Here is a 23,968-nt window from a genome sequence, read left to right on the forward strand (position 1 = left end):
TGTCGGTGCTGCCCCCTAGTGTGAGGGACCGGGTGGGCACGGGTGCACGCCGGTGAGGGCGGAGCGGGCCGATGTGGCCCGCGTCGCACCCCCGTGCGGGCAGGTCGGCCGCCGGACGAGCAGGTACAGGAGGGTCCGTGGGACGCAGGCATCGCCGGCCGGAGCGCAGCTACCGGCGGTTCGCCGTGGTCGCCGTCGCGGTGATGGCACTGGCCTCGCTGTTCGGTGCCGTCGCACTCGCGGGGCCGGACGCCCGCAGCTCGTTCGGGCTCGGCACCACCGCGGCCCAGTACCCGCCGGTCCCGATGCCCGCCCTGCGCCCGCTCACGCCGACGGCGCCGGTGCCGAGCGCCGCCGGGATCACCCAGGCCCTGTCCTCCCAGCTCGACGCGCCCGAGCTCGGCGAGGTCACCGGGGTCGTCATGGACTCCGCGGCCCCGCGCGGGGTGAAGCCGATCTGGGAGCGCGACGGCAACCGCGGGATGGTCCCCGGCTCGACGACGAAGCTGCTCACCGCCGCGGCCGCGCTGCTGTCGCTGAACCCGACCGACCGGCTCGCGACCCGGGTCGTGCCCGGCCCGACCCCGGACTCGGTGGTCCTCGTCGGGTCCGGCGACCCGTCGCTGACCGCGCTGCCCGACGGCCAGGACGGGCTCTACCCCGAGCCCGCACGGATCGCCGACCTCGCCGAGCAGGTGAAGAAGGCCGTCGGCCGGCCGATCACCACGGTCTACACCGACGCGAGCCTCTGGAAGGGCCCGGCCGAGTCCCCGGGCTGGGGGCCCACCGACGTCGCGGACGGCTACGTCCCCCCGATGTCGGCGCTGATGCTCGACGGCGGCCGCACCGACCCGCTGCAGCAGGACGGCCCGCGCAGCACCGACCCCGCCGCGGCCGCCGGGAGGGCGCTGGCCCGCGCGCTCGGCGCCTCCGACGTCCGCGAGGGCGTCGCCGCGGCGAACGCGCCGGTGCTCGGCGGTGTGTCCTCCCCGCCGGTCGCGAGCCTCATCGAGTACATGCTCACCGCCTCGGACAACGTCACCGCCGAGGCGATGGCCCGCCAGGTCGCGGTGTCGAAGGACGCCGAGGCGTCCTTCGACGGCGCCTCGAAGGCCGTCACCGAGGCCCTGGTCCAGGCCGGCTACGACGTGTCCGGGCTCCGGATCGCCGACGGCAGCGGCCTGTCCCGGGACAACCTGATCCCGGCCCGGCTGCTCGGCGCGGTGCTGGCCTCGGCCGCGGCGCAGTCCGACAGCCCCACCGACGTGCAGTTCCTGCGCCCGATCCTCACCGGGCTCCCGGTCGCCGGTGGTGGCGGCACGCTCGCCGACCGGTTCGGCGACCCGCGGTCGGTCGCCGGGCGCGGCGTCGTGCGCGCGAAGACCGGCACGCTGTCCGGCGCCTCCAGCCTCGCCGGGGTCGTCACCGACGTCGACGGCAGGCTGCTGGTGTTCGCGCTGCTGTCCAACGGCACCTCGCCGGCCGACGCCCGGCCCGCGCTGGACCGCATCGCGGCGACGCTGTCGCGCTGCGGCTGCCGGGGCTGACCCGGTCTCGCGCACCCGTCGTCGAGGGTAGCGTGGGCCGCATGGAGACCGACACGACCGGCCCGGTCACCGGCCGCAGCCCCGCCCGTCCCGGCGCCGGGCTGCCGGTGAACTGGTCCCTGGCCGCGTCGACGGCGGCCTCGCTGATGCCCGCCGGGCCCCGCACCACCCCCGCGGTGGCGGGTGCGCTGGTGGAGCGCCTGCGCGCCGACTCCGCGCGCGCCGAGGGGCACGTCCGCGAGGTCACCGGCCTCGGGGCGGACCTGCCGCTGCTGCCCGCCGACGTGCTGGACCGGCCCGCCTGGGCGCGTGCCGCCGTCGGGGGGATGGAGGCGCTGACCTCCGGCGCCCGGCTGCCCGACTCACCGTGGCCGCTGCGCACGGTCACCGCCGCCGGCTCCGGGGTCCAGCTCGGCGCGCTGCTCGCCTACATGGGCGCCCGCGTGCTCGGCCAGTACGACCCGTTCGGCGGGCCCGGCAGGGCGGGCCGGCTCGTCGTCGTCGCCCCGAACGTCTACGCCGCCTCCCGATCGCTCGACGTCGACGGCGACCAGTTCGGCCTCTGGGTCTGCCTGCACGAGGCCACCCACCGGCTCCAGTTCACCGCGGTGCCCTGGCTGCGCGACCACTTCGCCGGGCTGGTCACCGAGCTGCTGTCGCTGCAGGAGCCCGACACCGCGCGGCTCGCCCGGCTGCCCGACGCGATCCGCGCGCTGCGCGGCGAGGACGGCCGCAAGGCCGACGTGCTCGCCCTGGTCGAGCTGCTGCAGGGCCCCGAGCAGCGGGCCGTGCTCGACCGCCTGCTGGCCCTGTCGACGCTGCTGGAGGGTCACGCGGACCACGTCATGGACGCCGTCGGGCCGGACGTGGTCCCCGACGTCGCGCTCATCCGGCGCCGGTTCACCGAGCGCCGCCGCGGCGGCGGCCTGATCGACCGGATCCTGCGCGCACTGCTCGGGGTCGAGGCGAAGATGCGCCAGTACGCCGTCGGCGCCGCGTTCTGCCGGGCCGTCGAGCGCGAGGCCGGGATGGCCGGGATCAACCGGGCCTGGGAGTCGCCGGAGACGCTGCCGACCCGCGCCGAGCTGGACGACCCGCCCGCGTGGCTGCAACGCGTCGCCTGACGGATCATGAGTCCGCCGCGGCGGCCCGGGTCCGGCGGGCGGTGCGGGCGGCACTGACCCGGCTGCCCGCCGCCGCGGCCGCCGCCCCGCCGCTGGTCGGCTGCTCCGGCGGCGCCGACTCCACCGCGTTGCTGCTCGCGGTCCGGGAGGTCGTCGCGGAGCCGGTGCACGCCGTCGTCGTCGACCACGGGCTGCAGGACGGGTCCGCCGGGCGGTCGGCCGCGCTCGCCGCGTGGCTGCGCGGGCTCGGCGTGACGGCGTCGGTTTGCCCGGTCGTCGTCGGTGACGAGGGCGGCCCCGAGGGCGCGGCCCGGACGGCCCGGTACGCGGCGCTGCGGGTGGCACGGCCGGCGCCGTCGTCCCCGGTGCTGCTCGGGCACACCCTCGACGACCAGGCCGAGACCGTGCTGCTGGGCCTCGGCCGGGGCTCCGGTGCCCGGTCGCTGTCCGGGATGCGCGAGTGGTCCGAGCCGTGGCTGCGCCCGCTGCTCGGGGTGCGCCGGGCCGACACGGTCGCGGCCTGCGCGGCCGCGGGCGTCGAGGTGTGGGCCGACCCGCACAACGCCGACCCCCGCTTCGCCCGCTCCCGGCTGCGGCACGAGGTGCTGCCGCTGCTGGAGGACGTGCTGGGCGGCGGGGTCGCGGCCGCGCTGGCGCGCACCGCGGACCAGCTCCACGACGACGACGCCGCCCTCTCCGCCGCCGCTGCCCGGTTGCTGTCCGCGGCCCGCGTGGCCACGGACGGTGAGCGGGCCGCGCGGGCGGGGGAGCCGGGGCCGGGTGATTCCGGTGACAACGGCCCACCGCCGGGTGCCGCCGTGACGGAGCCGGCCGGGCCAGGGGCGGGGGCCGGTGAGGTCGTCGGCACCCCGCTCGACGCCGGGGTCCTGGCCGGTGCCGAGCCCGCCGTACGACGCCGGGTCCTGCGGGAATGGCTCGCCGGAGCGGGCGCGCGGGCACTCACCGACGCGCAGCTGCGGGCCGCCGACGACCTCGTCGGGGCCTGGCGCGGACAGGGCGGACCGGCGCTGGGCGGCGGCTTGGTGCTGACCCGCGCCCGTGGCAGGCTCGTGCTGCGCCGCCACAGTCGGCCGCGTGACCGGGCGTGACCGTGGACCCGGTGGAGGCGTCGACCGGACCGGCACACGGTCCGTGCGAGGGGGTCGGGTGTACGACGGGGACATCTCCTCGGTGCTGGTCACCGAGGAGCAGGTGCGCGAGAAGACCGCGGAGCTGGCGCAGCAGATCGCCGGTGACTACGCCGACCTCGTGCGTGACGGCCGCGAGTCCGACCTCGTGCTGATCGGCGTCCTCAAGGGCGCGGTCATGTTCATGACCGACTTCGCCCGCGCGCTGCCCATCCCGGCCCAGCTGGAGTTCATGGCGGTCAGCTCCTACGGCTCGTCGACGTCGTCGTCGGGCGTCGTGCGGATCCTCAAGGACCTCGACCGCGACATCGCCGGGCGGCACGTGCTGATCGTCGAGGACATCATCGACTCGGGGCTGACCCTGAACTGGCTGCTGGGCAACCTGCAGACCCGCTCGCCCGCGTCGCTGGAGGTCGTGACGCTGCTGCGCAAGCCGGACGCGGTGAAGGTCGACGTCCCGGTCCGCTATGTCGGCTTCGACATCCCGAACGAGTTCGTCGTCGGCTACGGCCTCGACTACGCCGAGCGCTACCGCGACCTGCCCTACATCGGCACGCTCGACCCGTCGGTCTACGCCTGAGGGCGGCTCAGCCGAGCCCGGGCCCGGCGGGGGTGGCCAGCGCCCGCGGGTCCACCCCGGGCGGGGCGGCGGTGAACGCGTGCCCGCCGGCGAGCGCGAGGCCGGCCGGGCCGTCGGTGCGGGCGGCGTAGTCCAGTGCCTTCGCCAGGTCGGTGTACTCGATGCTGGGCAGGTCGTCGGTGGTGGTGAGGCTGGACAGCACGCCGATCGCGCGGCCCTGCGCGTCGAGCAGCGGGCTGCCCGACTCCCCGGCCACACCGTCCTGCACGGCGAAGATCGCGTGCCCCCAGCCGCCGCCGACCTCGGCGGCGGCTGCACCGGCGCGCACCCCGACCGTGCGGACGCCGTCGGCGTCGGGCGGGTTGGTGAGGCCGAAGACCGGGGTTCCGGCGGGCAGCGGCTCGGTGCGGACCGCGCCGGGGCCGCCGAAGAACGGCACCGCGGCACCCACCGAGGGGCCGGCGCCCGCGGGCAGCTCGACGAGCGCGAGGTCGTTGTAGGCGCAGACGTCGGGGTTGCGCTCCCCCCGGGCCTGCATGGTGTTCCACGAGCTCCAGGCCAGCGTCCCGGTGACGGTCCCGCCGCGGCCGTGCACCAGCACCGGAGTGCCCAGCGGCACCGCGTCGGAGGTGCAGCCGTCGGTCTCGGTCTCGTCGCCGGTGCCGCCGCAGTGCGCGGCCTGGCCGAGGAAGGTGCGCTCGCCCGCGGTGAACACGAACCCGGCGGTGCACAGGCCCGCGCCGGTGGTCTCGGTGACGGTGCCCGGCCCGATCGACCCCGGCCCCGCGACGACGGCCGGGCGCGACGCGAGCGGGCCGGCGTCGGCCCGGGCGGTGGTCGCCGGCAGCGCGGTGACCACCGCCGGCGCCGGTGCGGCGGCCGCGGGCGGCGTGGTCACGGGCACGGCGACGGCCGCCCCGGCCGGCGCGGTGAAGACCGCCAGTGCCGCCGCGGCGGCGAGTCCGGTGGCGAGCAGCGACACCGTCCGCCGAGGTCCGGCCACCGTGTCGAGCGCCATCCGATCGTCCCTCCCGGCCCGCAGATCGTCGCCGCTGGTCCGGACGGAGCAGGGCGCCGCTGCCCTCCGCCGCCGTCCGGGTACCGAGCGTGCTGCACAGTTGTCCCACACGACGGTGCCGACGTGTGCGTCGGGACACCCCTGTGGGGGAACCGGGCAGCTCGCCGGTTCGTTCACCGGACGTCCGCCCGCACACCGGGCGGTCCGGCCAGGTCCGTCCGGAGCACTCCACCCACCGTGGGGCTATCCTGACGGGTCAGGGCCCTCCGGCGGGGCGGTACACCGTCCGCCGCCGCTGCCGAGAACCACTCCCGGGAAGGTGAAGGCCACCCAGGCCGACGTTGCATGGACCGCAAGCGCCTGCTCCGCAACCCGCTGATCTGGATCCTCGTCGCGCTCCTGATCTATCTCGGGTTCAGCCAGCTGTTCGACGACACCCGTGGATACGCCGAGGTCACGACGTCGGTCGCGCTCTCCCAGGTGCAGTCGGACAATGTCAAGGACGCCCTCGTCGAGGACCGTGAGCAACAGCTCCGCCTCACGCTGGACCGCCCGATCGAGGTCAACGGCAACGAGACCACCCAGATCCTCACCCAGTACCCGGCGCAGATCTCCGGCCAGATCTTCGACCAGATCCGCCAGGTCCCGGGGATCGCCGAGTACGACACCGTCGTGCGCCAGGACTCCTTCCTGTCCACGCTGCTGATCACGATGATCCCGCTGGCGCTGGTGCTGATCCTGCTGTTCTGGTTCCTGAACAACGCCCAGGGCGGCGGGAACCGGGTCATGAGCTTCGGCAAGTCCAAGGCCAAGCAGCTGAACAAGGACATGCCGAAGAACACGTTCGCGGACGTGGCGGGCGCCGACGAGGCGGTCGAGGAGCTCTACGAGATCAAGGACTTCCTGCAGAACCCGGGGCGCTACCAGGCCCTGGGCGCGAAGATCCCCAAGGGCGTCCTGCTCTACGGCCCGCCCGGCACCGGCAAGACGCTGCTGGCCCGTGCGGTCGCCGGCGAGGCGGGCGTGCCGTTCTACACGATCTCGGGGTCCGACTTCGTCGAGATGTTCGTCGGTGTCGGTGCCTCCCGTGTGCGTGACCTGTTCGAGCAGGCCAAGCAGAACGCGCCCTGCATCATCTTCGTCGACGAGATCGACGCGGTCGGCCGCCAGCGCGGCGCCGGCCTCGGCGGCGGTCACGACGAGCGCGAGCAGACCCTGAACCAGCTGCTCGTCGAGATGGACGGCTTCGACGCCCGCGGCGGGATCATCCTGATCGCCGCGACGAACCGGCCCGACATCCTGGACCCGGCGCTGCTGCGTCCCGGCCGGTTCGACCGGCAGATCCCGGTCGGCGCCCCCGACCTGGCCGGCCGTCGCGCGATCCTGGCCGTGCACTCCAAGGGCAAGCCCTTCGCCGACGACGTCGACCTCGAGTCGTTGGCCAAGCGCACCGTGGGCATGTCCGGCGCCGACCTGGCCAACGTGATCAACGAGGCCGCGCTGCTGACCGCCCGCGAGCACGGGACGCTGATCAACGGCGCCGCGCTGGAGGAGTCGGTCGACCGGGTCGTCGGCGGCCCCCGGCGCAAGTCGAAGATCGTCTCCGAGCGCGAGAAGAAGATCACCGCCTACCACGAGGGTGGGCACGCGCTGGCCGCGTGGGCGATGCCGGACCTGGAGCCGGTCTACAAGCTCACGATCCTGCCGCGCGGTCGCACCGGTGGGCACGCGCTCGTCGTCCCCGAGGACGACAAGGGCCTCATGACCCGCGCCGAGATGATCGCGCGGCTGGTGTTCGCGATGGGCGGTCGCTCGGCCGAGGAGCTCGTCTTCCACGAGCCCACGACCGGTGCGTCCTCCGACATCGACCAGGCCACCAAGATCGCCCGCGCAATGGTGACCGAGTACGGCATGAGCGCCAAGCTCGGCGCCGTCCGCTACGGCCGGGAGCAGGGCGACCCGTTCCTCGGCCGCTCGATGGGCAACCAGGCCGACTACTCGCTCGAGGTCGCCCACGAGATCGACGAGGAGGTGCGCAAGCTCATCGAGGCCGCGCACACCGAGGCGTGGGAGATCCTCAACACCTACCGCGACGTGCTCGACGACCTGGTGCTGGAGCTCCTGGACAAGGAGACCCTGAACCGCAAGGACCTCGAGCGGATCTTCGGGTCGGTGGAGAAGCGGCCGCGGATCACCGCGTTCGACGACTTCGGCGTGCGCACGCCGTCGGAGAAGCCACCGATCAAGACCCGGCGCGAGCTGGCGTACGAGCGCGGCGAGGTGCTGCCTCCCGAGGAGGAGGAGCGCACCCCGGCCGAGGTCGGCTCGGGCTCCGCGAACGGCTACGGCGACGCACCCGGCACCCCCGGCGCCTCCCCGTTCCCGGCAGGCGGCCCGGTCGTGAGCCGCCCGGACGCCCCGAACGACGGCGGGTACGGCTCCGGCAACGGTGCCGGCAACGGGAACGGCAACGGGAACGGCAACGGCTACGGCGCGCCCGGCAACGGGCACGGTGCCCCGGCACACGGCTACGGCCGGGCCGGCTCCTACGGCGGCCCGGGGCAGCCCCCGCCGCCCGCCGTCGCCCCGAACTACGGTGCCCCGCCGGACTGGCGGCCCGCGACGACCCCGCAGGGGCAGAGCTGGCCGCCGCCGAACTGGGCGCAGCCGCCGCAGCAGGGCGGCCCGTGGTCCGGGTCCGGACCGGGCACCGGTGGTAACGGCAGTGGCAGCAGCAGTGGCAACGGTGCGCACGGCAACGGCGCGCCGGGTGGTGCGGACGACTCCGGCGCCGGCGAGCAGCGGCGCGGACACGACCCGGAGGCAGGACACTGAGCACGTCGACGACGGACGGACGCCTCGGTCCGGTGGAGTCCGCCGCGGTGGCGGCCGGGGTGACCCAGGCCGTGCCCGGCGGGATCGACCTGGACCGTGCGGAGCGCGCCGTCCGCGAGCTGCTGATCGCGGTCGGGGAGGACCCGGACCGCGAGGGCCTCAAGGAGACCCCGGCCCGGGTCGCGCGCGCCTACGGCGAGATCTTCGCCGGGCTGTTCGTCGACCCGGACTCGGTGCTGGAGAAGACGTTCGACGAGGGCCACGGCGAGCTCGTGCTGGTCAAGGACATCCCGATGTTCTCCACCTGCGAGCACCACCTGGTGCCCTTCCACGGGGTGGCCCACGTCGGCTACATCCCGGCCGTCGACGGGCAGGTCACCGGCCTGTCCAAGCTGGCCCGGGTGGTCGACCTGTACGCCAAGCGCCCACAGGTTCAGGAGCGGCTGACCGCGCAGATCGCCGACGCGCTGGTGCGCAAGCTGAACCCGCGCGCGGTGATCGTCGTGCTGGAGGCCGAGCACCTGTGCATGGCCATGCGCGGCATCCGCAAGCCGGGATCGCGCACCACCACCTCGGCGGTGCGCGGGCTGTTCAAGAGCTCGGCGTCATCCCGCGCGGAGGCGTTGTCGCTGATCAGGGGGCGCTGACGTGGTCGCCCCCGGCGGGGCGCTGCCCGAGCTCAGCCGCTGCGCGGTCTTGGGGATCCTGAACGTCACCCCGGACTCGTTCTCCGACGGCGGCCGCTACGTCGACCGGTCGCACGCCGTCGCGCACGGCGTCGCGATGCGCGACGCCGGCGCCGACCTCGTCGACGTCGGCGGGGAGTCGACCCGGCCCGGCGCGCAGCGGATCGACGCGGAGACCGAGCGGGAGCGCGTGCTGCCGGTGGTGCGCGAGCTCGTCGCCGCGGGCGTGCGGGTCAGCGTCGACACGACCCGGTCCGAGGTCGCCCTGGCCTGCGTCGACGCCGGTGCGGCGATGGTCAACGACGTCTCCGGCGGCCTCGCCGACCCGCGGATGGCCGCGGTCGTCGCCGAGTCCCGGACGCCCTGGGTGATCATGCACTGGCGCGGGCACAGCGCCGGGATGGCGCAGCTCGCGGGCTACGAGGACGTGATCGGCGAGGTCCGGTCCGAGCTCGTCGCCCGGGTCGACCACGCCGTGATGGCCGGGGTCGACCCCGGCCGGATCGTGCTCGACCCCGGCCTCGGGTTCGCCAAGAACGCCTCGCACAACTGGGCGCTGCTGCGGCGGCTGGACGTGTTCGTCGACCTGGGCTTCCCGGTGCTGGTCGGGGCCTCGCGCAAGCGGTTCCTCGGCGAGCTGCTGGCCTCGGCCGACGACGACCCGCGCACGCCGGCGGGTCGCGACATCGCGACCGCCGCGATCAGCGCGCTCGCGGCGAACGCGGGCGCCTGGGGCGTACGGGTGCACGACGTCGAGTCCACGATGGACGCCATCGCGGTCGCGGCCGCCTGCCGGCTCGGCGCCTCGCGCGCCCGCTCCCCGCGGGAGACCGGGCGGTGAGCGACCGGATCGAGCTGCGGGGGCTGCGGGTCCGCGGCCACCACGGCGTGTTCGACCACGAGCGCCGCGACGGCCAGGAGTTCGTCGTCGACCTGGTGGTGCACGCCGACCTCGCGCCCGCCGCCGCCTCGGACGACCTGGCCGACACGCTGCACTACGGCGAGCTCGCCGAGCTGGCCGCGGGCATCGTCGGCGGCCCGGCCCGCGACCTGATCGAGGCCGTCGCCGGGGAGATCGCGCAGGCCGTGCTGGACTTCGACGCCCGGATCGCCGCCGTCGAGGTGACGCTGCACAAGCCGTCTGCGCCGATCCCGCTGACCTTCGACGACGTCGCGGTGGTCCTGACCCGGAGCCGGGCGTGACCCGCGCGGTCCTGTCCCTCGGCTCCAACCTGGGTGACCGGGCCGCGCACCTGCGCACGGTCGTCGCGGACCTGGGGTCGGCCGTCGTGGCGGTGTCGCCGGTGTTCGAGACGGCGCCCTGGGGCGTGACCGACCAACCGGACTTCCTCAACGCGGTGCTCGTCGCGGACGACCCGGCACTTGACGCCCGGGGCTGGCTGCGCCGCGGGCAGGCACTCGAGGACGCCTCGGGCCGGGTCCGCGAGCAGCGGTGGGGGCCGCGCACCCTCGACGTCGACATCGTGCAGGTGACCGACGACGGCGCCCCGGTGACCTCGGACGACCCGGAGCTGCTCCTGCCGCACCCCGGCACCCCCGACCGGGCCACCGTGCTGCTGCCGTGGCTGCTCGCCGAGCCCGGCGCCGTCCTGCACGGGCACGGCCCGGTCACCGACCTGCTGGACCGGCTCGGCCCGGACGGCTGCGCGGGCGTGCACCGCCGCGACGACGTCGTGCTGCGGGACCCGGCATGACCGCGCCCGGACCGGGCGGTCGGCGTCCCGGACGCGGCCCGGACGACGACCCGCGCCCCACCGTGCGCCCGACCCGGGTCCGCGACGTCGCCGCCATTGCGGTGGTCGCGGCCCTGCTCGGCAACATTCTCGTCCAGCTGACCTACGGGATGCTGCCGACGTTGCCGGTCGCCGCGGCGGTCGTCGTCGCGGTGCTCGCCGCCGCCGAGGCCGCGGGCGGGGTCGTGCTGCGGCGCCGGATCGACCGCCGGAACGGGGCCGCGCCGGTGCCGCCGCTCGTCGCGGCCCGGGCGGTGCTGCTCGCGAAGGCCTCCGCGGTCGGGGGCGCGGTCGTCGCCGGGTTGTGGGTGGGCGTGCTGATGCACACGCTGCCGCGGGCGGCGGTCGTGGTGGCCGCGTTCCGGGACAGCGTCGTCGCCGGGGTCGGCGTGGTCAGCGCGCTGCTGCTGGTCGGCGCCGCGTTCTGGCTGGAGTACTGCTGCCGTTCCCCCGACGACCCGGACGACACCGACGGTGGGATCCGTGCCGGCTGAGGCGCGTCCCCCCGCGCAGCGGGGGGCGGTTCTCTACGCTGGAGGGTCATGACGTCCCCGACGCTCGGCCGCCCGTACGCTCCGGTGCCGGCGCCGTCGGCCAAGCGACGGGGCGTGCTGCTGCCGGTCGTGGGCCTGGTGGTGCTGGCCCTGCTCGCGGTGATCACGCTCGGGGTGCTGCAACGCGCGATCGGGACGCCGGGAGTGGTCGTCGGGACCCTGGCCGCGCTGCTGCCGGTCGTGCCGGTGGTGGCGGCGTTCCTCTGGGTGGACCGCTGGGAGCCCGAGCCGCCGCGGATGCTGATGGGGGCGTTCCTCTGGGGCGCCGGGTTCGCCGCACTGGTCGCCCTGCTGATCAACACCAGCGCCTCGGCGGTGCTCGACGCGGCCGCCGGGCGCGGCGCGGGTGACCTGTTCGGCCCGGTCGTGGTCGCCCCGGTCGTCGAGGAGTTCACCAAGGGGCTGTTCCTGATCGGGCTGCTGCTGTTCCGGCGCCGTGAGTTCGACGGGATCGTCGACGGCGTCGTCTACGCCGGGATCGTCGCCGCCGGGTTCGCGTTCAGCGAGAACATCCTCTACCTGGGCCGCGCGGTGTCCGAGCCGGAGTCGGCCGGGGTCCTCGCGACGCTGTTCGTCCGCGGCGTCGCCTCGCCGTTCGCGCACCCGCTGTTCACCTGCATGATCGGCATCGCTGCCGGGATCGCGGCGGCCAGCCGCAGCATCGGGGTCCGGGTGCTGGCGATGATCGCCGGCTACGTCGCCGCGGTGGTGCTGCACGCGCTCTGGAACGGCGCGTCGGTGCTGGCCGCGACGCCCGGCGGCTTCTACCAGATCTACCTGTTCGTGATGGTCCCGATCTTCGTCGGGCTGATCCTGCTCGTGGTGTTCGCCCGTCGCCGCGAGGCGCGGATCGTCGCTGCCCAGCTGCCCGGGTTCGCCGCCGCGGGGTGGATCGCGCCCAGCGAGGTGCCCCTGCTGGCCCGGCTGTCCCGGCGGAGGGGCTGGCGCACGCTGGTGCGGCGCCGCTCCGGCCCGGCCGCGGCGAAGGCCGTCGCCGACTACCAGTCCGCGGTCACCGAGCTGGCGTTCATGCGGAACCGGATCGCACGCGGCGCGGTGCGGGAGAGCGCCCACGCCCTGCACGACGAGAAGCTGGCCGCGCTGTTGCGGGCCCGCGCCGTCGCCGTCGGGGTGCCGGAGGCGCTGGTCGCGGCCTGGGCCCGGCAGCGTCCGTCGGACTGGGAGCCGCCGCCCCCGGCGGCGCCGGACGGCAGCTTCTCGGGCCAGTTCCGCATCCCGACCTTCCCCGACGGCGGCGGCTCGGCCGCCGCCGGCCCGCCCGTACCGCCGCTCCCGCCCGGCCCCGTCACGCTGGCGGCCGCCGCGCCGTGGGGACGGCCCGACGAGCTGCGCCCGCCCCGGTGGGCGGAGGCCCGGCGGAGCACCACCCCGCCGGCGCCGGATACCCGGCCCGCCGGTGGCCCGGGGGCTCCCGGCCGCGCACAGGACCCGACCGCGCGCCCCGGCCTCGGCAGCGGCACCGGCTCCCGGACCCCCGGCTCCCCGGGTGCTCGGCCCGCACAGTCCGGCTCCCCGGCCCCGGCTTCCCCGGCGTCGGGCTCCCGAGGGCTCGGCTCAGGGGGACCCGGTTCGGGAGGATCCGGTTCCACCACGGCCCGCTCCGCCGGGCACGACGGCGCTGCCCGTGGGTTCCGCTCCGGCACGTCCGGGCCTCCTGTCCCCGGTCCGGGGCCAGGTAGCGGGCCGGGTCCGGCGAGCCCCGGTCCGGGCCCGGGGGAGGACGTCACCCGGCCCGTCGGCCGCCCCGAGCCCCCGGCCACCGAGCACCGGGGCCGTCACCACGACGACCCGTCCGACCCCGGCCCGACCCGCCCGATGCGCCGCCCGGACGACGAGCCGGACCGCCCCCGCTGACCGGCCGTCGGTGACCGCCACCCGGCGATCACCGGTCGTGGAGCCCTGCGTCCGCCTCGCGAACGCTCCGCTCCACAACTGTCGATCACGGGCGGGGCCGGGGTGAGGCCGGTCTCAGGAGCGCGCCCCGGACCCGGGGCCCGTCTATCCTCGCGTCCGGCGCGCGGCCACCGGAGGTCGCGCCGACCGCGGATTGCCCGACCGGTACCCCACCAGGACCGGAACGGGAGGAAACGGATTCTCGTGATGGACTCTGCGATCGATGGCGGTCGCCCCGCGCGGCTCGCGGTCGGGGTGGTCTCGGCCGGTCGGGTCGGTGCGGTGCTCGGTGCGGCGCTCGCCCGCGCGGGCCACGTCGTCGTCGCGGCCTCGGGGGTCTCCCAGGCCTCGGTGCGCCGGGCGGAGACCCTGCTCCCCGATGTCCCCCTGCTCCCGCCCGACGAGGTCTGCTCCCGTGCCGACCTGGTGCTGCTCGCCGTCCCCGACGACGTCCTGCCCGGCCTGGTCCGCGGCCTCGCCGCTGCCGGCTGCTTCCGCCCGGGCCAGATCGCCGTCCACACGGCGGGGTCGCGCGGCGTAGCGGTGCTGGACCCGGCGACGGAGCAGGGCGTACTGCCGCTGGCGCTGCACCCGGCGATGACCGTGACCGGCCGCCCCGAGGACGTCGAACGGCTCGCCGCCTGCTGCATCGGCGTCACCGCACCCGGAGACCCGGAGCACGGCGACCCGCGCGACGCCGCCGGCTGGAGCGTCGCCGAGGCGCTCGTGCTGGAGATGTCGGCCGAGCCCGTCCGCATCCCGGAGGCGATGCGTCCGCTGTACCACGCCGCACTCGCGCACGGCGCCAACCACCTGACCACACTGGTCGGGGACTGCGTGCAGCTGCTGGAGACCGCGGGCATCGCGCCCGCGGAGCGTCTGGTCGCGCCGCTGCTGTCGGCCGCGCTGGACAACGCGCTGCGCCACGGCGACCGCGCACTGACCGGACCGGTCGCCCGCGGCGACGCCGGCACCGTCCGGACCCATCTGGCCCGCATCGGCGACGCCGACCCCGACCTGGCCGCCGTCTACCGCGCGCTGGCCGGGCGGACCGCCCACCGCGCCGCCGCCGCCGGGCTCCTCGGCCCCGACGGCGTCCGCGACATCGAGACCGTACTGGAGGAGAAGTGAGCACCCCCGGCTCCACCCGGAACGGGTACGGCACCGGCCGGCTGACCGTGCACAGCGACCCGGCGAAGCTCGCCGCGGTCACCCGTGCGCTGCGCGGCGCCGGCCGCAAGGTCGTCCTCGTCCCCACCATGGGCGCGCTGCACGAGGGCCACCGCGAGCTGATCCGGCACGCGAAGCGGATCCCCGGCGCCGTCGTCCCGGTCGTGTCGATCTTCGTGAACCCGCTGCAGTTCGGTGCGGACGAGGACCTCGACCGCTACCCGCGCCCGATCGAGGCCGACCTCGACGCCTGCCGCGACGAGGGCGTCGAGCTGGTGTTCACCCCGCAGGTCGAGCACATGTACCCGCCGGGCTCGCGGACCCGGGTCACCGCAGGACCGCTCGGCGACGAGCTGGAGGGCGCCTCCCGCACGGGCCACTTCGACGGCGTCCTCACCGTCGTGTCGAAGCTGTTCCACATCGTCGGCCCGGACGTCGCGCTGTTCGGCGAGAAGGACTACCAGCAGCTCACGCTGATCCGGCGGATGGTGCGCGACCTGGACTTCCCGACCCGGGTCGTCGGCGTCCCGACCGTCCGTGAGGACGACGGACTGGCCCTGTCCTCGCGCAACGTCTACCTCGACCCCGGTCAGCGCCGCGCCGCCGCCGTGCTGTCGCGCGCGCTGGCCGCCGGTGCGGCGGTGTCGGTCCGCGGGCACGACGCGGTGCTGGAGGCCGCCCGCGCCGAGCTGACGACCGAGCCGGAGGTCGACGTCGACTACCTGGAGCTGCGCGACGCCGACCTCGGCCCCGCCCCCGCTCCGGGCGGCGGGGACGGCCGCCTGCTCGTCGCCGCCCGGGTCGGCACCACCCGGCTCATCGACAACGCCCCCATCGCGTTCTGACCGCCTCCCGAGGAGGACCGCCGTGAACCGCACGATGATGAAGTCCAAGATCCACCGCGCCACCGTGACGCAGGCCGACCTGCACTACGTCGGCTCGGTCACCGTCGACGCCGACCTGATGGCGGCCGCCGACCTCCTCGAGGGCGAGCAGGTCAGCATCGTCGACATCACCAACGGCGCCCGCCTGGAGACCTACGTGATCACCGGTGAGCCCGGCTCCGGTGTGATCGGCATCAACGGTGCCGCCGCGCACCTGGTGCACCCCGGTGACCTGGTCATCCTGATCTCCTACGGCTCCTACGACGAGGCCGAGCTGCGCGACTACAGCCCGCGCGTCGTCTTCGTCGACGCCGACAACCGGATCGCGGACCTGGGCGCCGACCCGGGGCACGCCCCGGCGGGCTCGGGTCTGCTGACCAGCGCGGCCCGGTAGGGACGACGCGGTGCTGCTCTGCATCGACGTCGGGAACACCCACGTCTCGCTGGGGCTCTACCCCGACACCGGGACCGATGCGGAAGGGCTCGACCCGGTGCCGGAGCGGCGCTGGCGGCTGCGCACCGACACCTCCGCCACCGCCGACGAGCTGGACCTCACCGTCTCCGGGATGATCGGCGCGCGCTTCCCCGAGGTCACCGCGGTCGCCGCGCTGTCCACGGTGCCCGGGCCGTCGCGGGAGCTGCGCACCCTGCTCGCGCGCTGGTCGGACCGGATGCGGACGCTCGTCGTCGGGCCGGGGGTGCGGACCGGCGTGCCGCTGCTGGTGGACCACCCGCGCGAGGTGGGCGCGGACCGGGTGGTGAACTCGCTCGCCGCGCACCACCTGTTCGGCACCACCTGCATCTGCGTCGACCTCGGGACCTGCACGAACATCGACGTGGTCACCGCGAAGGGCGAGTTCCTCGGCGGCGCGCTGGCCCCGGGCGTCGACATCGCGATGCAGGCGCTGGCCGAGCGGGCGTCGTCGCTGCGGCCGGTGGACCTGGTCGAGCCGCGCTCGGTGATCGGCCGCACGACGGTCGAGGCGGTCCAGGCCGGGGTGCTCTACGGGGCGGCGGGACAGGTCGACGGGCTGGTCCGCCGGATCCTGGCCGAGCTGGGGCCGGACGCGCTACCGGTCAGCGTGATCGTCACCGGCGGGCTAGCGGAACTCGTCCACGGGCGCGCCGACACCGTCACCCACCATGTCCCGGACCTGACCCTGCACGGGCTGCGGCTGACCCACCTGCGTCACCACCGGGCCCGCTGACGGGCTGCCGACGAGGCTCAGGCGCGCCGGGCCCGCCAGACGATGGTGCGCATCGGCATCGTGAACCGGCCGTCGGCGTCGGCGACCCGCTCGCGCAGGAAGCCGCGCACGGCGGCGAACACCGAGTCGCGCTCGTCGGGGGTGCTCAGGAGTGCCCAGGAGCGGGTGGCGATGTCGGCGACGTGCTCCTCGACGCCGGTCGCCCGCGGCCAGGTGACCTGCTCCTGGTGGGCGTCGGTGAACCAGGGCTCGCCGGGCATCCGGGGCGGGGTGCCGCCCCCGGCCGCGTTCCCGGGGACCCGCCGTCCACGCTCACCCATCTCACCCAGCTCGCGGACCCAGCCGACGTCGGGGTCGCCGCTGTTCCACAGCCCGGCCAGCACCCCGCCGGGGCGCAGCACCCTGGCGATCTCCGGTACGGCCCGGTCCAGGTCGAACCAGTGCAGGGCCTGCCCGACCACCACGGCGTCGACGTCGCCGTCGGGCAGCGGGATCGTCTCCGCGGACCCGGCCCTGGCGTCGGCGCCGGAGGTGCGCGCCCGCAGCACCGCGAGCATCTCCGGGTCCGGTTCCACCGCCACGACGTCGAGCCCGCGCGCCACCAGCGACCGGGTCGGCTTGCCGGTCCCCGCGCCCAGGTCGAGGACCCGCACCCGCCCCGGGCCGGTCCCGGCCAGCGCCAGGTCGACGCCCGCGTCGGGGTAGGAGGGCCGGTGGTCGTCGTAGGCAGGGGCGACGGCGCCGAACGTGCGGCCGTGGTCCACCTCGTCGTCGGGCACCGTCCCACGGTAGGCCGGTGATCGGCCGCCGCGCGAGGTCCCGACGCCCGCCGCGTGCGCCGGTCGCCGGTCAGGGGGGTGACGACGGGCGCTCCCGGGTACCGCCGATAGCCTGACCTGCCGTGAACACTCCCGGCACCCCGACCGACCCGGCGACCGAGGCCGACCTCCCCGAGCAGATGCGGGTGCGCCGGGCCAAGCGCGCGGAGCTGATCGCCGCGGGCACCGACCCGTACCCCGTCGAGGTCCCCCGCACGCACTCGCTGCGCCAGGTCCGCGAGGCCCACCCGGACCTGCCCGCGGACACCGCGACGGGCGAGACCGTGGCCGTCGCCGGCCGGGTGATCTTCGTGCGGAACACCGGCAAGCTCTGCTTCGCGACGCTGCGCGAGGGCGACGGCACCGAGCTGCAGGCCATGCTGTCGCTCGACCGGGTCGGCGCCGACGCGCTGGCCGGCTGGAAGGCCGTCGTGGACATGGGTGACTTCGTCGCGGTGCGCGGCGAGGTCATCACCTCGCGGCGGGGCGAGCTCTCGGTGATGGTCGACGAGTGGTCGGTCGCCGCGAAGTCGGTCCGGCCGCTGCCGACCGCGCACAAGGAGCTCTCCGAGGAGAACCGGGTCCGGCAGCGCTACGTCGACCTCATCCTGCGTCCGCAGGCCCGCGAGACCGTGCGCGCGCGGTCCACCGTGCTGCGGACCGTCCGCGAGTCGCTCACCGGCCGCGACTTCATCGAGGTCGAGACGCCGATGCTGCAGAACCTGCACGGCGGCGCCACCGCGCGCCCGTTCGTCACGCACGCCAACGCACTCGACTCCGATCTGTATCTGCGGATCGCCCCGGAGCTGTTCCTGAAGCGTTGCGTGGTCGGCGGTATCGAGCGCGTCTTCGAGCTGAACCGGGTGTTCCGGAACGAGGGCATCGACTCCACGCATTCCCCGGAGTTCGCGATGCTGGAGGCCTACCAGGCCTACGCGACCTACGACGACATGGCGGTCCTGACCCGTGAGCTGATCCAGGCCTCGGCACGGGCGCTGTTCGGCTCCACCACGGTGCGCCACCACGACGGCACGGAGCACGATCTCGGTGGCGAGTGGCGTTCGGTGACCATCTACGGATCGGTGTCCGAGGCCGTCGGCCAGGATGTGACGCCGGACACCGAACTGACTGAACTGCAACGGATCGCGGACGAGCACGACGTCGACATCACCGATTATCCGACGGCCGCCCAGATCGTGCTCGAGTTGTTCGAGAAGCTGGTCGAGCACACCCTGCTCGAGCCGACCTTCGTGCGGGACTTCCCGGTCGAGGTGCGGCCGCTGACCCGTGCGCACCGCGACGACCCCCGGCTGTCGGAGTCCTGGGACCTCATCGTCTTCGGGGTCGAGCTCGCCACGGCCTACTCCGAGCTGGTGGACCCCGTCGAGCAGCGGGAACGCCTGTACGCCCAGTCGCTCAAGGCCGCGGCGGGCGACCCGGAGGCCATGCAGCTCGACGAGGACTTCCTGCGTGCCATGGAGTACGGCATGCCGCCCACCGGCGGCATGGGAATGGGTATCGACCGTCTGCTGATGACGCTGACCGGCCTCGGAATCCGCGAGACGATCCTGTTCCCGCTGGTCCGCGGGGAGTCCTGAACCGGTTCCGAACGCACATCCGACGACGTCCCCGGCCGCGAACGGCGACCGGGGACGTCGTGTTTGTCGGACCCGTACGAGTGGTGTGGGGCTCGTTTCACCGCATTCTCCCGACCCGGGTCGACGCCACGATCATTTCTCGGATACTCTCTGATTCGAGTCGGAACCGGTACCCGGTGGTGTCGTATTGCGTCCTGCTATTGCGTCGCGCAGTCGCCGATGTCGGCCCCGGTCCCTCATCATGAACGTGTTCGGCCATTCAAGGAGGCTGCGGAGATGGCGCAGATCAAGGAAGTCCGGCTCGTCGACGATCTGACCGGTGACGCGGCGGACGAGACGATCGAGTTCGGTATCGACGGGCGCAACTACGAGATCGACCTGTCGGACGGGAACGCGAAGAAGCTGCGCGACGTGCTCGCCGACTACGTCGCCGCGGCCCGCCGGGCCGGGGGTGCGACCCGGCGTCGCGGCAGCGGCTCGGCGAGCACGGCGGCCCGCCGTCCGTCGGTCGACCGCGAGCAGAACCAGGCGATCCGCGAGTGGGCCCGCAACCGCGGGATGAAGGTCTCCGACCGCGGCCGTATCCCGGCCGAGGTCCTCGAGGCCTACCACCAGGAGAACTAAGGTCTACCTCACCGAACGGGTCGGGGGAGGGGTACCGTCGCGACGGCCCCTTCCCCTTCGTCGTTGGGAGGCAGCCCGATGGCCCGCCCCGTCACCGATCTCCGGGTGCTCCGCACCGAACGCCTGAGCCCGCACATGGTGCGCGTCGTCGCCGGTGGCGACGGCCTGGCGGCGTTCCCCGACACGGAGTACACCGACCGCTACGTCAAGATCCTCTTCCCGCTCCCCGGCGTCGAGTACCCCGAGCCGCTGGACATGGACCGGGTGCACGCCGAGCTGCCGCGTGACCAGTGGCCCGCGCAGCGGACCTACACCGTCCGCTCGCTCGACCACGCCGCCGGCGAGCTCGTCATCGACTTCGTCCACCACGGCGACACCGGTCTCGCCGGCCCGTGGGCGGCCGCCGCCCGCCCGGGCGACCGGCTGCGGATGGTCGGCCCGGGCGGTGCCTACGCCCCGGACCCGGACGCCGACTGGCACCTGCTCGTGGGTGACGAGGCCGCGCTGCCCGCGATCTGCGCCGCGCTCGAGCGGATCCCGGCCGGCCGGTCGGTCGTCGCCGTCCTGCAGGTGGAGGCCCCCGGCGACGAGATCGCCGTGCCGACCGGCCCCGACGTGTACGTGCAGTGGCTGTACCGCAGCGACGCCGGGGGCGACCCGGACTCGGAGCAGCTGCCCGCCGTCGTCGCGGATCTGGAGTTCCTCCCCGGCCGTGTCCACGCCTTCGTGCACGGCGAGGCGATCGCCGTGCGCGAACTCCGCAGGCACCTCACCCGCGAGCGCGGCGTCGCCAAGGACGACCTGTCGATCTCCGGCTACTGGCGTCGCGGGCGCGACGAGGAGGGGTTCCGGCAGTTCAAGGCGGCCGAGCGGGAACGCGAGGAAGCCGCCGCCACGACCGGCTGACCGCCGCCGGGAACACGGCAGGTGTCCCCCGTGTTACCGCCGGCACCTATCCCGGTGCACGTCAGGTGGAGGCGCCGGGGCCCCTTCGACCGATACAGTGGTATGAGGTCTCCCGTGAGGGTGGCCTGGCGCGGTGTCACGCGAGGGCGCAGTGTCGGTTCGGGCGAGCCCCGGACCGTACGACAGATGCTGGTCGCGCCGTCAGTGAGGCGCAGCAGGCAAGGAGTGCGAATTGTTCGAGAGGTTCACCGACCGAGCGCGACGTGTTGTCGTCCTGGCCCAGGAAGAGGCCCGGATGCTCAACCACAACTACATCGGGACCGAGCACATCCTCCTTGGCCTGATCCACGAGGGAGAGGGCGTCGCCGCGAAGGCGCTCGAGTCCCTTGGTATCGCTCTGGAGGGCGTGCGACAGCAGGTCGAGGAGATCATCGGCCAGGGGCAGCAGGCCCCGTCCGGCCACATCCCCTTCACCCCCCGGGCGAAGAAGGTGCTGGAGCTGTCGCTGCGCGAGGCGCTGCAGCTCGGCCACAACTACATCGGGACCGAGCACATCCTGCTCGGGCTCATCCGTGAGGGCGAGGGCGTCGCGGCCCAGGTGCTGGTCAAGCTGGGCGCCGACCTCAACCGTGTCCGTCAGCAGGTGCTCCAGCTGCTGTCCGGCTACCAGGGCAAGGAGCCGCAGGAGAGCGGCACCGGTGGCCGTGGCGAGGGCACGCCGTCCTCGTCGCTGGTGCTGGACCAGTTCGGTCGCAACCTCACCCAGCAGGCCCGCGAGGGCAAGCTGGACCCGGTCATCGGCCGGGAGAAGGAGATCGAGCGGATCATGCAGGTCCTCTCGCGGAGGACCAAGAACAACCCGGTGCTGATCGGTGAGGCCGGCGTCGGCAAGACCGCCGCCGTCGAGGGCCTCGGCCAGGCGATCGTCAAGGGCGAGGTCCCGGAGACGCTGAAGGACAAGCAGCTCTACACCCTCGACCTGGGCTCGCTGGTCGCCGGTTCCCGCTACCGCGGTGACTTCGAGGAGCGCCTCAAGAAGGTGCTCAAGGAGATCCGCACCCGCGGCGACATCATCCTGTTCATCGACGAGATCCACACCCTGGTGGGTGCGGGTGCCGCCGAGGGCGCGATCGACGCCGCCTCGATCCTCAAGCCGATGCTGGCCCGCGGCGAGCTGCAGACCATCGGTGCGACGACGCTCGACGAGTACCGCAAGTACGTCGAGAAGGACCCCGCGCTGGAGCGCCGCTTCCAGCCGATCCAGGTGTCCGAGCCGTCGGTCGAGCACACGATCGAGATCCTGCGCGGGCTGCGTGACCGGTACGAGGCGCACCACCGCGTCACGATCACCGACGACGCGCTGACCTCGGCGGCGACGCTGGCCGACCGCTACATCAACGACCGCTTCCTGCCGGACAAGGCGATCGACCTGATCGACGAGGCCGGCGCCCGGATGCGCATCCGCCGGATGACCGCTCCGCCGGACCTGCGGGAGTTCGACGAGAAGATCGCGAACGTCCGCCGGGACAAGGAGTCGGCGATCGACGCGCAGGACTTCGAGCGGGCCGCGCACCTGCGCGACCAGGAGAAGACCCTGCTCGGCGAGAAGGCCGAGCGCGAGAAGCAGTGGAAGTCGGGTGACCTCGACGTCGTCGCGGAGGTCGACGGCGAGCAGATCGCCGAGGTGCTGGGGAACTGGACCGGCATCCCGGTGTTCAAGCTGACCGAGGAGGAGACGACCCGTCTGCTCAAGATGGAGGACGAGGTCCACAAGCGGATCATCGGCCAGGAGGACGCGGTCCGCTCCGTCTCGCAGGCGATCCGTCGTACCCGCGCCGGTCTGAAGGACCCGAAGCGCCCGTCCGGCTCGTTCATCTTCGCAGGCCCGTCCGGTGTCGGTAAGACCGAGCTGTCCAAGGCGCTCGCGAACTTCCTGTTCGGCGAGGACGACGCCCTCATCCAGATCGACATGGGTGAGTTCCACGACCGCTACACCGCCTCGCGGCTGTTCGGTGCCCCTCCCGGGTACGTCGGCTACGAGGAGGGCGGCCAGCTCACCGAGAAGGTGCGGCGCAAGCCGTTCTCGGTGGTGCTGTTCGACGAGATCGAGAAGGCGCACCAGGAGATCTACAACACGCTCCTGCAGGTGCTCGAGGACGGCCGTCTCACCGACGGCCAGGGTCGCACGGTCGACTTCAAGAACACCGTGCTGATCTTCACCTCGAACCTGGGCACCCAGGACATCTCGAAGGCCGTGGGGCTGGGCTTCTCCTCCGGCGGCGACGAGAAGTCGAACTACGAGCGGATGAAGACGAAGGTCAACGACGAGCTGAAGAAGCACTTCAGGCCGGAGTTCCTCAACCGCATCGACGACATCATCGTCTTCCACCAGCTCAACCAGGAACAGATCATCCAGATGGTCGACCTGATGATCGGGCGGGTGGAGAAGCAGCTGGCGAACAAGGACATGGGCATCGAGCTCACCGACAACGCCAAGAAGCTGCTGGCCCACCGCGGGTTCGACCCCGTCCTGGGCGCCCGGCCGCTGCGCCGGACGATCCAGCGGGAGATCGAGGACCAGCTGTCGGAGAAGATCCTGTTCGGCGAGATCGAGGCCGGACAGATCGTCATCGTCGACGTCGAGGGCCTCGACACCTCCGCGGAGGAGGGCTCCAACGCCTGGTCGGACAAGGCCAAGTTCACCTTCCGTGGTGAGCGCAAGCCGTCCGAGCCGGTGCCGGACTCCCCGCCGACCGCGCTGGCCGGCGAGGAGTAGCAGGACCCACGCACGACGACGGCGGGCCGTCTCGGGAGTTCCCGGGGCGGCCCGCCGTCGTGTGCGGGGTCTACGCCGAGCGCAGCGCGACGACCAGGTCGGCCCGGCCCCGGGAGGCCTCGACCAGGCGGGCGTTCGGCTCGTCGGTCCGTTCCACCCATGCCCGCGCCGCCTCCGGGGTCTTGCCGAAGTGCACGTGCCGGGCGACCAGGCGTTCCAACCGGAGCGCCTCGTCGGTCTCGTGGAACCACACCGCCTCGAACCCGGCTCGCACCGCCCGCCAGGTGGGGGTGTCGAGGAGCAGGTAGTTGCCCTCGCTGACAACGAGGCGGCACTCCGGGTGCACCGGGATCGACCCGGCCACGGGCTGCTCGATCTCCCGGTCGAACGCCGGGGCGTACACGGGGCCCGCGTCGTCGGTGGGGGTGGCCCGCAGGCGGGCGATCAGTGCGGCGTAGCCGTCGGCGTCGAAGGTGTCCGGGGCGCCCTTGCAGTGACGGCGGCCCAGCCGGTCCAGCTCGACGTCGGCGAGGTGGTAGCCGTCCATCGGGACGTGGGCGACCCGGTCCGGGCCGAGCCCGGCCGGGGGCGCGGCGGCGAGCGCGCGGACCAGGGCCAGCGCGACGGTCGTCTTCCCGGCCCCGGGCGGGCCCGCGATGCCCAGCAGCGCCCGTCGTCGTCCGGCGGTGAGCGCCCGCGCGCGCTCCACCAGCTCGTCGAAGCGGTCGATCCGTGCCGGGGTGTCCACGGCCGTCATTCTCGCCCCCCTGCGGCCGGGTCCCGCCCGTGGCAGGACCTCCTCCGAGGAATACGTCTGACCGGCT

The 23,968-nt window shown here is 74.2% G+C and carries 22 protein-coding genes; 19 read left to right on the top strand and 3 right to left on the bottom strand.

Annotation, left to right across the window (positions count from 1 at the left end):
- The first annotated feature begins 137 nt into the window (after positions 1 to 137).
- Genes dacB through hpt form a run of 4 tightly spaced genes read left to right on the top strand, consistent with a single transcriptional unit; the run spans position 138 to position 4,399 of the window.
- Positions 138 to 1,547: a D-alanyl-D-alanine carboxypeptidase/D-alanyl-D-alanine endopeptidase gene (dacB, locus tag XF36_RS26280; protein WP_060714034.1), complete on the top strand. Its 1,410-nt coding sequence runs from the start codon at positions 138 to 140 to the stop codon at positions 1,545 to 1,547.
- Positions 1,548 to 1,588: 41 nt separating this feature from the next.
- The gene (locus XF36_RS26285; protein ID WP_082375663.1) at positions 1,589 to 2,671 is read left to right on the top strand and encodes a zinc-dependent metalloprotease; all 1,083 of its coding nucleotides are present in this window, start codon (positions 1,589 to 1,591) and stop codon (positions 2,669 to 2,671) included.
- Positions 2,650 to 3,780 carry a tRNA lysidine(34) synthetase TilS gene (gene tilS, locus XF36_RS34620; protein ID WP_082375664.1) on the top strand — a complete coding sequence of 377 codons (1,131 nt, stop codon included), beginning with the start codon at positions 2,650 to 2,652 and terminating at the stop codon, positions 3,778 to 3,780. Before XF36_RS26285 ends, tilS begins: the two co-directional genes overlap by 22 nt.
- Positions 3,781 to 3,838: 58 nt before the next feature.
- Positions 3,839 to 4,399 (top strand): hypoxanthine phosphoribosyltransferase, encoded by a 561-nt coding sequence (gene hpt, locus XF36_RS26295; RefSeq protein WP_020623080.1) that lies wholly within the window; start codon positions 3,839 to 3,841, stop codon positions 4,397 to 4,399.
- 7 nt (positions 4,400 to 4,406) lie between these two features.
- Here hpt and XF36_RS26300 read toward each other — a convergent pair whose 3' ends face one another.
- On the bottom strand, positions 4,407 to 5,417 hold the full coding sequence (locus XF36_RS26300; protein WP_060714035.1) for a hypothetical protein: 1,011 nt from the start codon (positions 5,415 to 5,417) through the stop codon (positions 4,407 to 4,409).
- Between the two features lie 345 nt (positions 5,418 to 5,762).
- Here XF36_RS26300 and ftsH point away from each other — a divergent pair, with 345 nt between their 5' ends.
- From ftsH to XF36_RS26355, 11 genes are all read left to right on the top strand, one after another.
- Positions 5,763 to 8,252, top strand: a complete 2,490-nt coding sequence (ftsH, locus tag XF36_RS26305) for an ATP-dependent zinc metalloprotease FtsH (protein WP_060714036.1) — start codon at positions 5,763 to 5,765, stop codon at positions 8,250 to 8,252.
- 32 nt (positions 8,253 to 8,284) lie between these two features.
- On the top strand, positions 8,285 to 8,899 hold the full coding sequence (gene folE, locus XF36_RS26310) for a GTP cyclohydrolase I FolE (RefSeq protein WP_020626238.1): 615 nt from the start codon (positions 8,285 to 8,287) through the stop codon (positions 8,897 to 8,899).
- Position 8,900: 1 nt separating this feature from the next.
- Positions 8,901 to 9,779 (top strand): dihydropteroate synthase, encoded by an 879-nt coding sequence (folP, locus tag XF36_RS26315; protein ID WP_060714037.1) that lies wholly within the window; start codon positions 8,901 to 8,903, stop codon positions 9,777 to 9,779.
- Positions 9,776 to 10,141 (top strand): dihydroneopterin aldolase, encoded by a 366-nt coding sequence (gene folB, locus XF36_RS26320; RefSeq protein WP_020626240.1) that lies wholly within the window; start codon positions 9,776 to 9,778, stop codon positions 10,139 to 10,141. Before folP ends, folB begins: the two co-directional genes overlap by 4 nt.
- Positions 10,138 to 10,653: a 2-amino-4-hydroxy-6-hydroxymethyldihydropteridine diphosphokinase gene (gene folK, locus XF36_RS26325; RefSeq protein WP_060714038.1), complete on the top strand. Its 516-nt coding sequence runs from the start codon at positions 10,138 to 10,140 to the stop codon at positions 10,651 to 10,653. Before folB ends, folK begins: the two co-directional genes overlap by 4 nt.
- Complete coding sequence (locus XF36_RS26330) at positions 10,650 to 11,186, top strand: DUF3180 domain-containing protein (protein WP_064485508.1); 537 nt, start codon at positions 10,650 to 10,652, stop codon at positions 11,184 to 11,186. The genes folK and XF36_RS26330 overlap by 4 nt, the downstream gene beginning before the upstream one ends.
- A 48-nt stretch (positions 11,187 to 11,234) precedes the next feature.
- A complete protein-coding gene (locus XF36_RS35025) occupies positions 11,235 to 13,121 on the top strand; it encodes a PrsW family glutamic-type intramembrane protease (RefSeq protein WP_202968455.1) in 1,887 nt (628 codons plus the stop codon).
- A 246-nt stretch (positions 13,122 to 13,367) separates the two neighbouring features.
- Positions 13,368 to 14,291: a Rossmann-like and DUF2520 domain-containing protein gene (locus XF36_RS26340; RefSeq protein ID WP_060714039.1), complete on the top strand. Its 924-nt coding sequence runs from the start codon at positions 13,368 to 13,370 to the stop codon at positions 14,289 to 14,291.
- Positions 14,288 to 15,175: a pantoate--beta-alanine ligase gene (panC, locus tag XF36_RS26345; RefSeq protein ID WP_060714040.1), complete on the top strand. Its 888-nt coding sequence runs from the start codon at positions 14,288 to 14,290 to the stop codon at positions 15,173 to 15,175. The genes XF36_RS26340 and panC overlap by 4 nt, the downstream gene beginning before the upstream one ends.
- A 22-nt stretch (positions 15,176 to 15,197) precedes the next feature.
- Complete coding sequence (gene panD, locus XF36_RS26350; RefSeq protein ID WP_020622271.1) at positions 15,198 to 15,608, top strand: aspartate 1-decarboxylase; 411 nt, start codon at positions 15,198 to 15,200, stop codon at positions 15,606 to 15,608.
- Positions 15,609 to 15,618: 10 nt separating this feature from the next.
- The gene (locus tag XF36_RS26355; RefSeq protein ID WP_060714041.1) at positions 15,619 to 16,422 is read left to right on the top strand and encodes a type III pantothenate kinase; all 804 of its coding nucleotides are present in this window, start codon (positions 15,619 to 15,621) and stop codon (positions 16,420 to 16,422) included.
- A 17-nt stretch (positions 16,423 to 16,439) separates the two neighbouring features.
- On the opposite strand, the gene XF36_RS26360 is transcribed toward XF36_RS26355, so the two are convergent.
- Positions 16,440 to 17,201 carry a class I SAM-dependent methyltransferase gene (locus XF36_RS26360; RefSeq protein WP_060714042.1) on the bottom strand — a complete coding sequence of 254 codons (762 nt, stop codon included), beginning with the start codon at positions 17,199 to 17,201 and terminating at the stop codon, positions 16,440 to 16,442.
- A gap of 179 nt (positions 17,202 to 17,380) precedes the next feature.
- On the opposite strand from XF36_RS26360, the gene lysS reads away from it, so the two are divergent.
- From lysS to XF36_RS26380, 4 genes are all read left to right on the top strand, one after another.
- Positions 17,381 to 18,838, top strand: a complete 1,458-nt coding sequence (gene lysS, locus XF36_RS26365; RefSeq protein ID WP_060714994.1) for a lysine--tRNA ligase — start codon at positions 17,381 to 17,383, stop codon at positions 18,836 to 18,838.
- A 276-nt stretch (positions 18,839 to 19,114) separates the two neighbouring features.
- Positions 19,115 to 19,462 (top strand): histone-like nucleoid-structuring protein Lsr2, encoded by a 348-nt coding sequence (locus XF36_RS26370; protein ID WP_020622267.1) that lies wholly within the window; start codon positions 19,115 to 19,117, stop codon positions 19,460 to 19,462.
- Between the two features lie 78 nt (positions 19,463 to 19,540).
- Positions 19,541 to 20,368: a siderophore-interacting protein gene (locus tag XF36_RS26375; protein WP_060714043.1), complete on the top strand. Its 828-nt coding sequence runs from the start codon at positions 19,541 to 19,543 to the stop codon at positions 20,366 to 20,368.
- Positions 20,369 to 20,600: 232 nt separating this feature from the next.
- Positions 20,601 to 23,144, top strand: a complete 2,544-nt coding sequence (locus XF36_RS26380) for an ATP-dependent Clp protease ATP-binding subunit (RefSeq protein ID WP_060714044.1) — start codon at positions 20,601 to 20,603, stop codon at positions 23,142 to 23,144.
- A gap of 70 nt (positions 23,145 to 23,214) precedes the next feature.
- Here XF36_RS26380 and XF36_RS26385 read toward each other — a convergent pair whose 3' ends face one another.
- Complete coding sequence (locus tag XF36_RS26385; RefSeq protein ID WP_238589027.1) at positions 23,215 to 23,892, bottom strand: nucleoside/nucleotide kinase family protein; 678 nt, start codon at positions 23,890 to 23,892, stop codon at positions 23,215 to 23,217.
- Positions 23,893 to 23,968 lie beyond the last annotated feature (76 nt).

This window comes from Pseudonocardia sp. HH130629-09 (assembly GCF_001294645.1).
In the GTDB taxonomy this organism is placed as follows: Bacteria; Actinomycetota; Actinomycetes; order Mycobacteriales; family Pseudonocardiaceae; genus Pseudonocardia.

What these genes read in the sequence shown, in the direction of transcription:
- XF36_RS35025 (WP_202968455.1), top strand. Translation starts at nt 11,235, where the DNA reads ATGACGTCCCCGACGCTCGGCCGCCCGTACGCTCCGGTGCCGGCGCCG.
- XF36_RS26340 (WP_060714039.1), top strand. Translation starts at nt 13,368, where the DNA reads ATGGACTCTGCGATCGATGGCGGTCGCCCCGCGCGGCTCGCGGTCGGG.
- XF36_RS26375 (WP_060714043.1), top strand. Translation starts at nt 19,541, where the DNA reads ATGGCCCGCCCCGTCACCGATCTCCGGGTGCTCCGCACCGAACGCCTG.
- ftsH (WP_060714036.1), top strand. Translation starts at nt 5,763, where the DNA reads ATGGACCGCAAGCGCCTGCTCCGCAACCCGCTGATCTGGATCCTCGTC.
- XF36_RS26330 (WP_064485508.1), top strand. Translation starts at nt 10,650, where the DNA reads ATGACCGCGCCCGGACCGGGCGGTCGGCGTCCCGGACGCGGCCCGGAC.
- lysS (WP_060714994.1), top strand. Translation starts at nt 17,381, where the DNA reads ATGCGGGTGCGCCGGGCCAAGCGCGCGGAGCTGATCGCCGCGGGCACC.
- XF36_RS26285 (WP_082375663.1), top strand. Translation starts at nt 1,589, where the DNA reads ATGGAGACCGACACGACCGGCCCGGTCACCGGCCGCAGCCCCGCCCGT.
- XF36_RS26370 (WP_020622267.1), top strand. Translation starts at nt 19,115, where the DNA reads ATGGCGCAGATCAAGGAAGTCCGGCTCGTCGACGATCTGACCGGTGAC.
- XF36_RS26300 (WP_060714035.1), bottom strand. Translation starts at nt 5,417, where the DNA reads ATGGCGCTCGACACGGTGGCCGGACCTCGGCGGACGGTGTCGCTGCTC.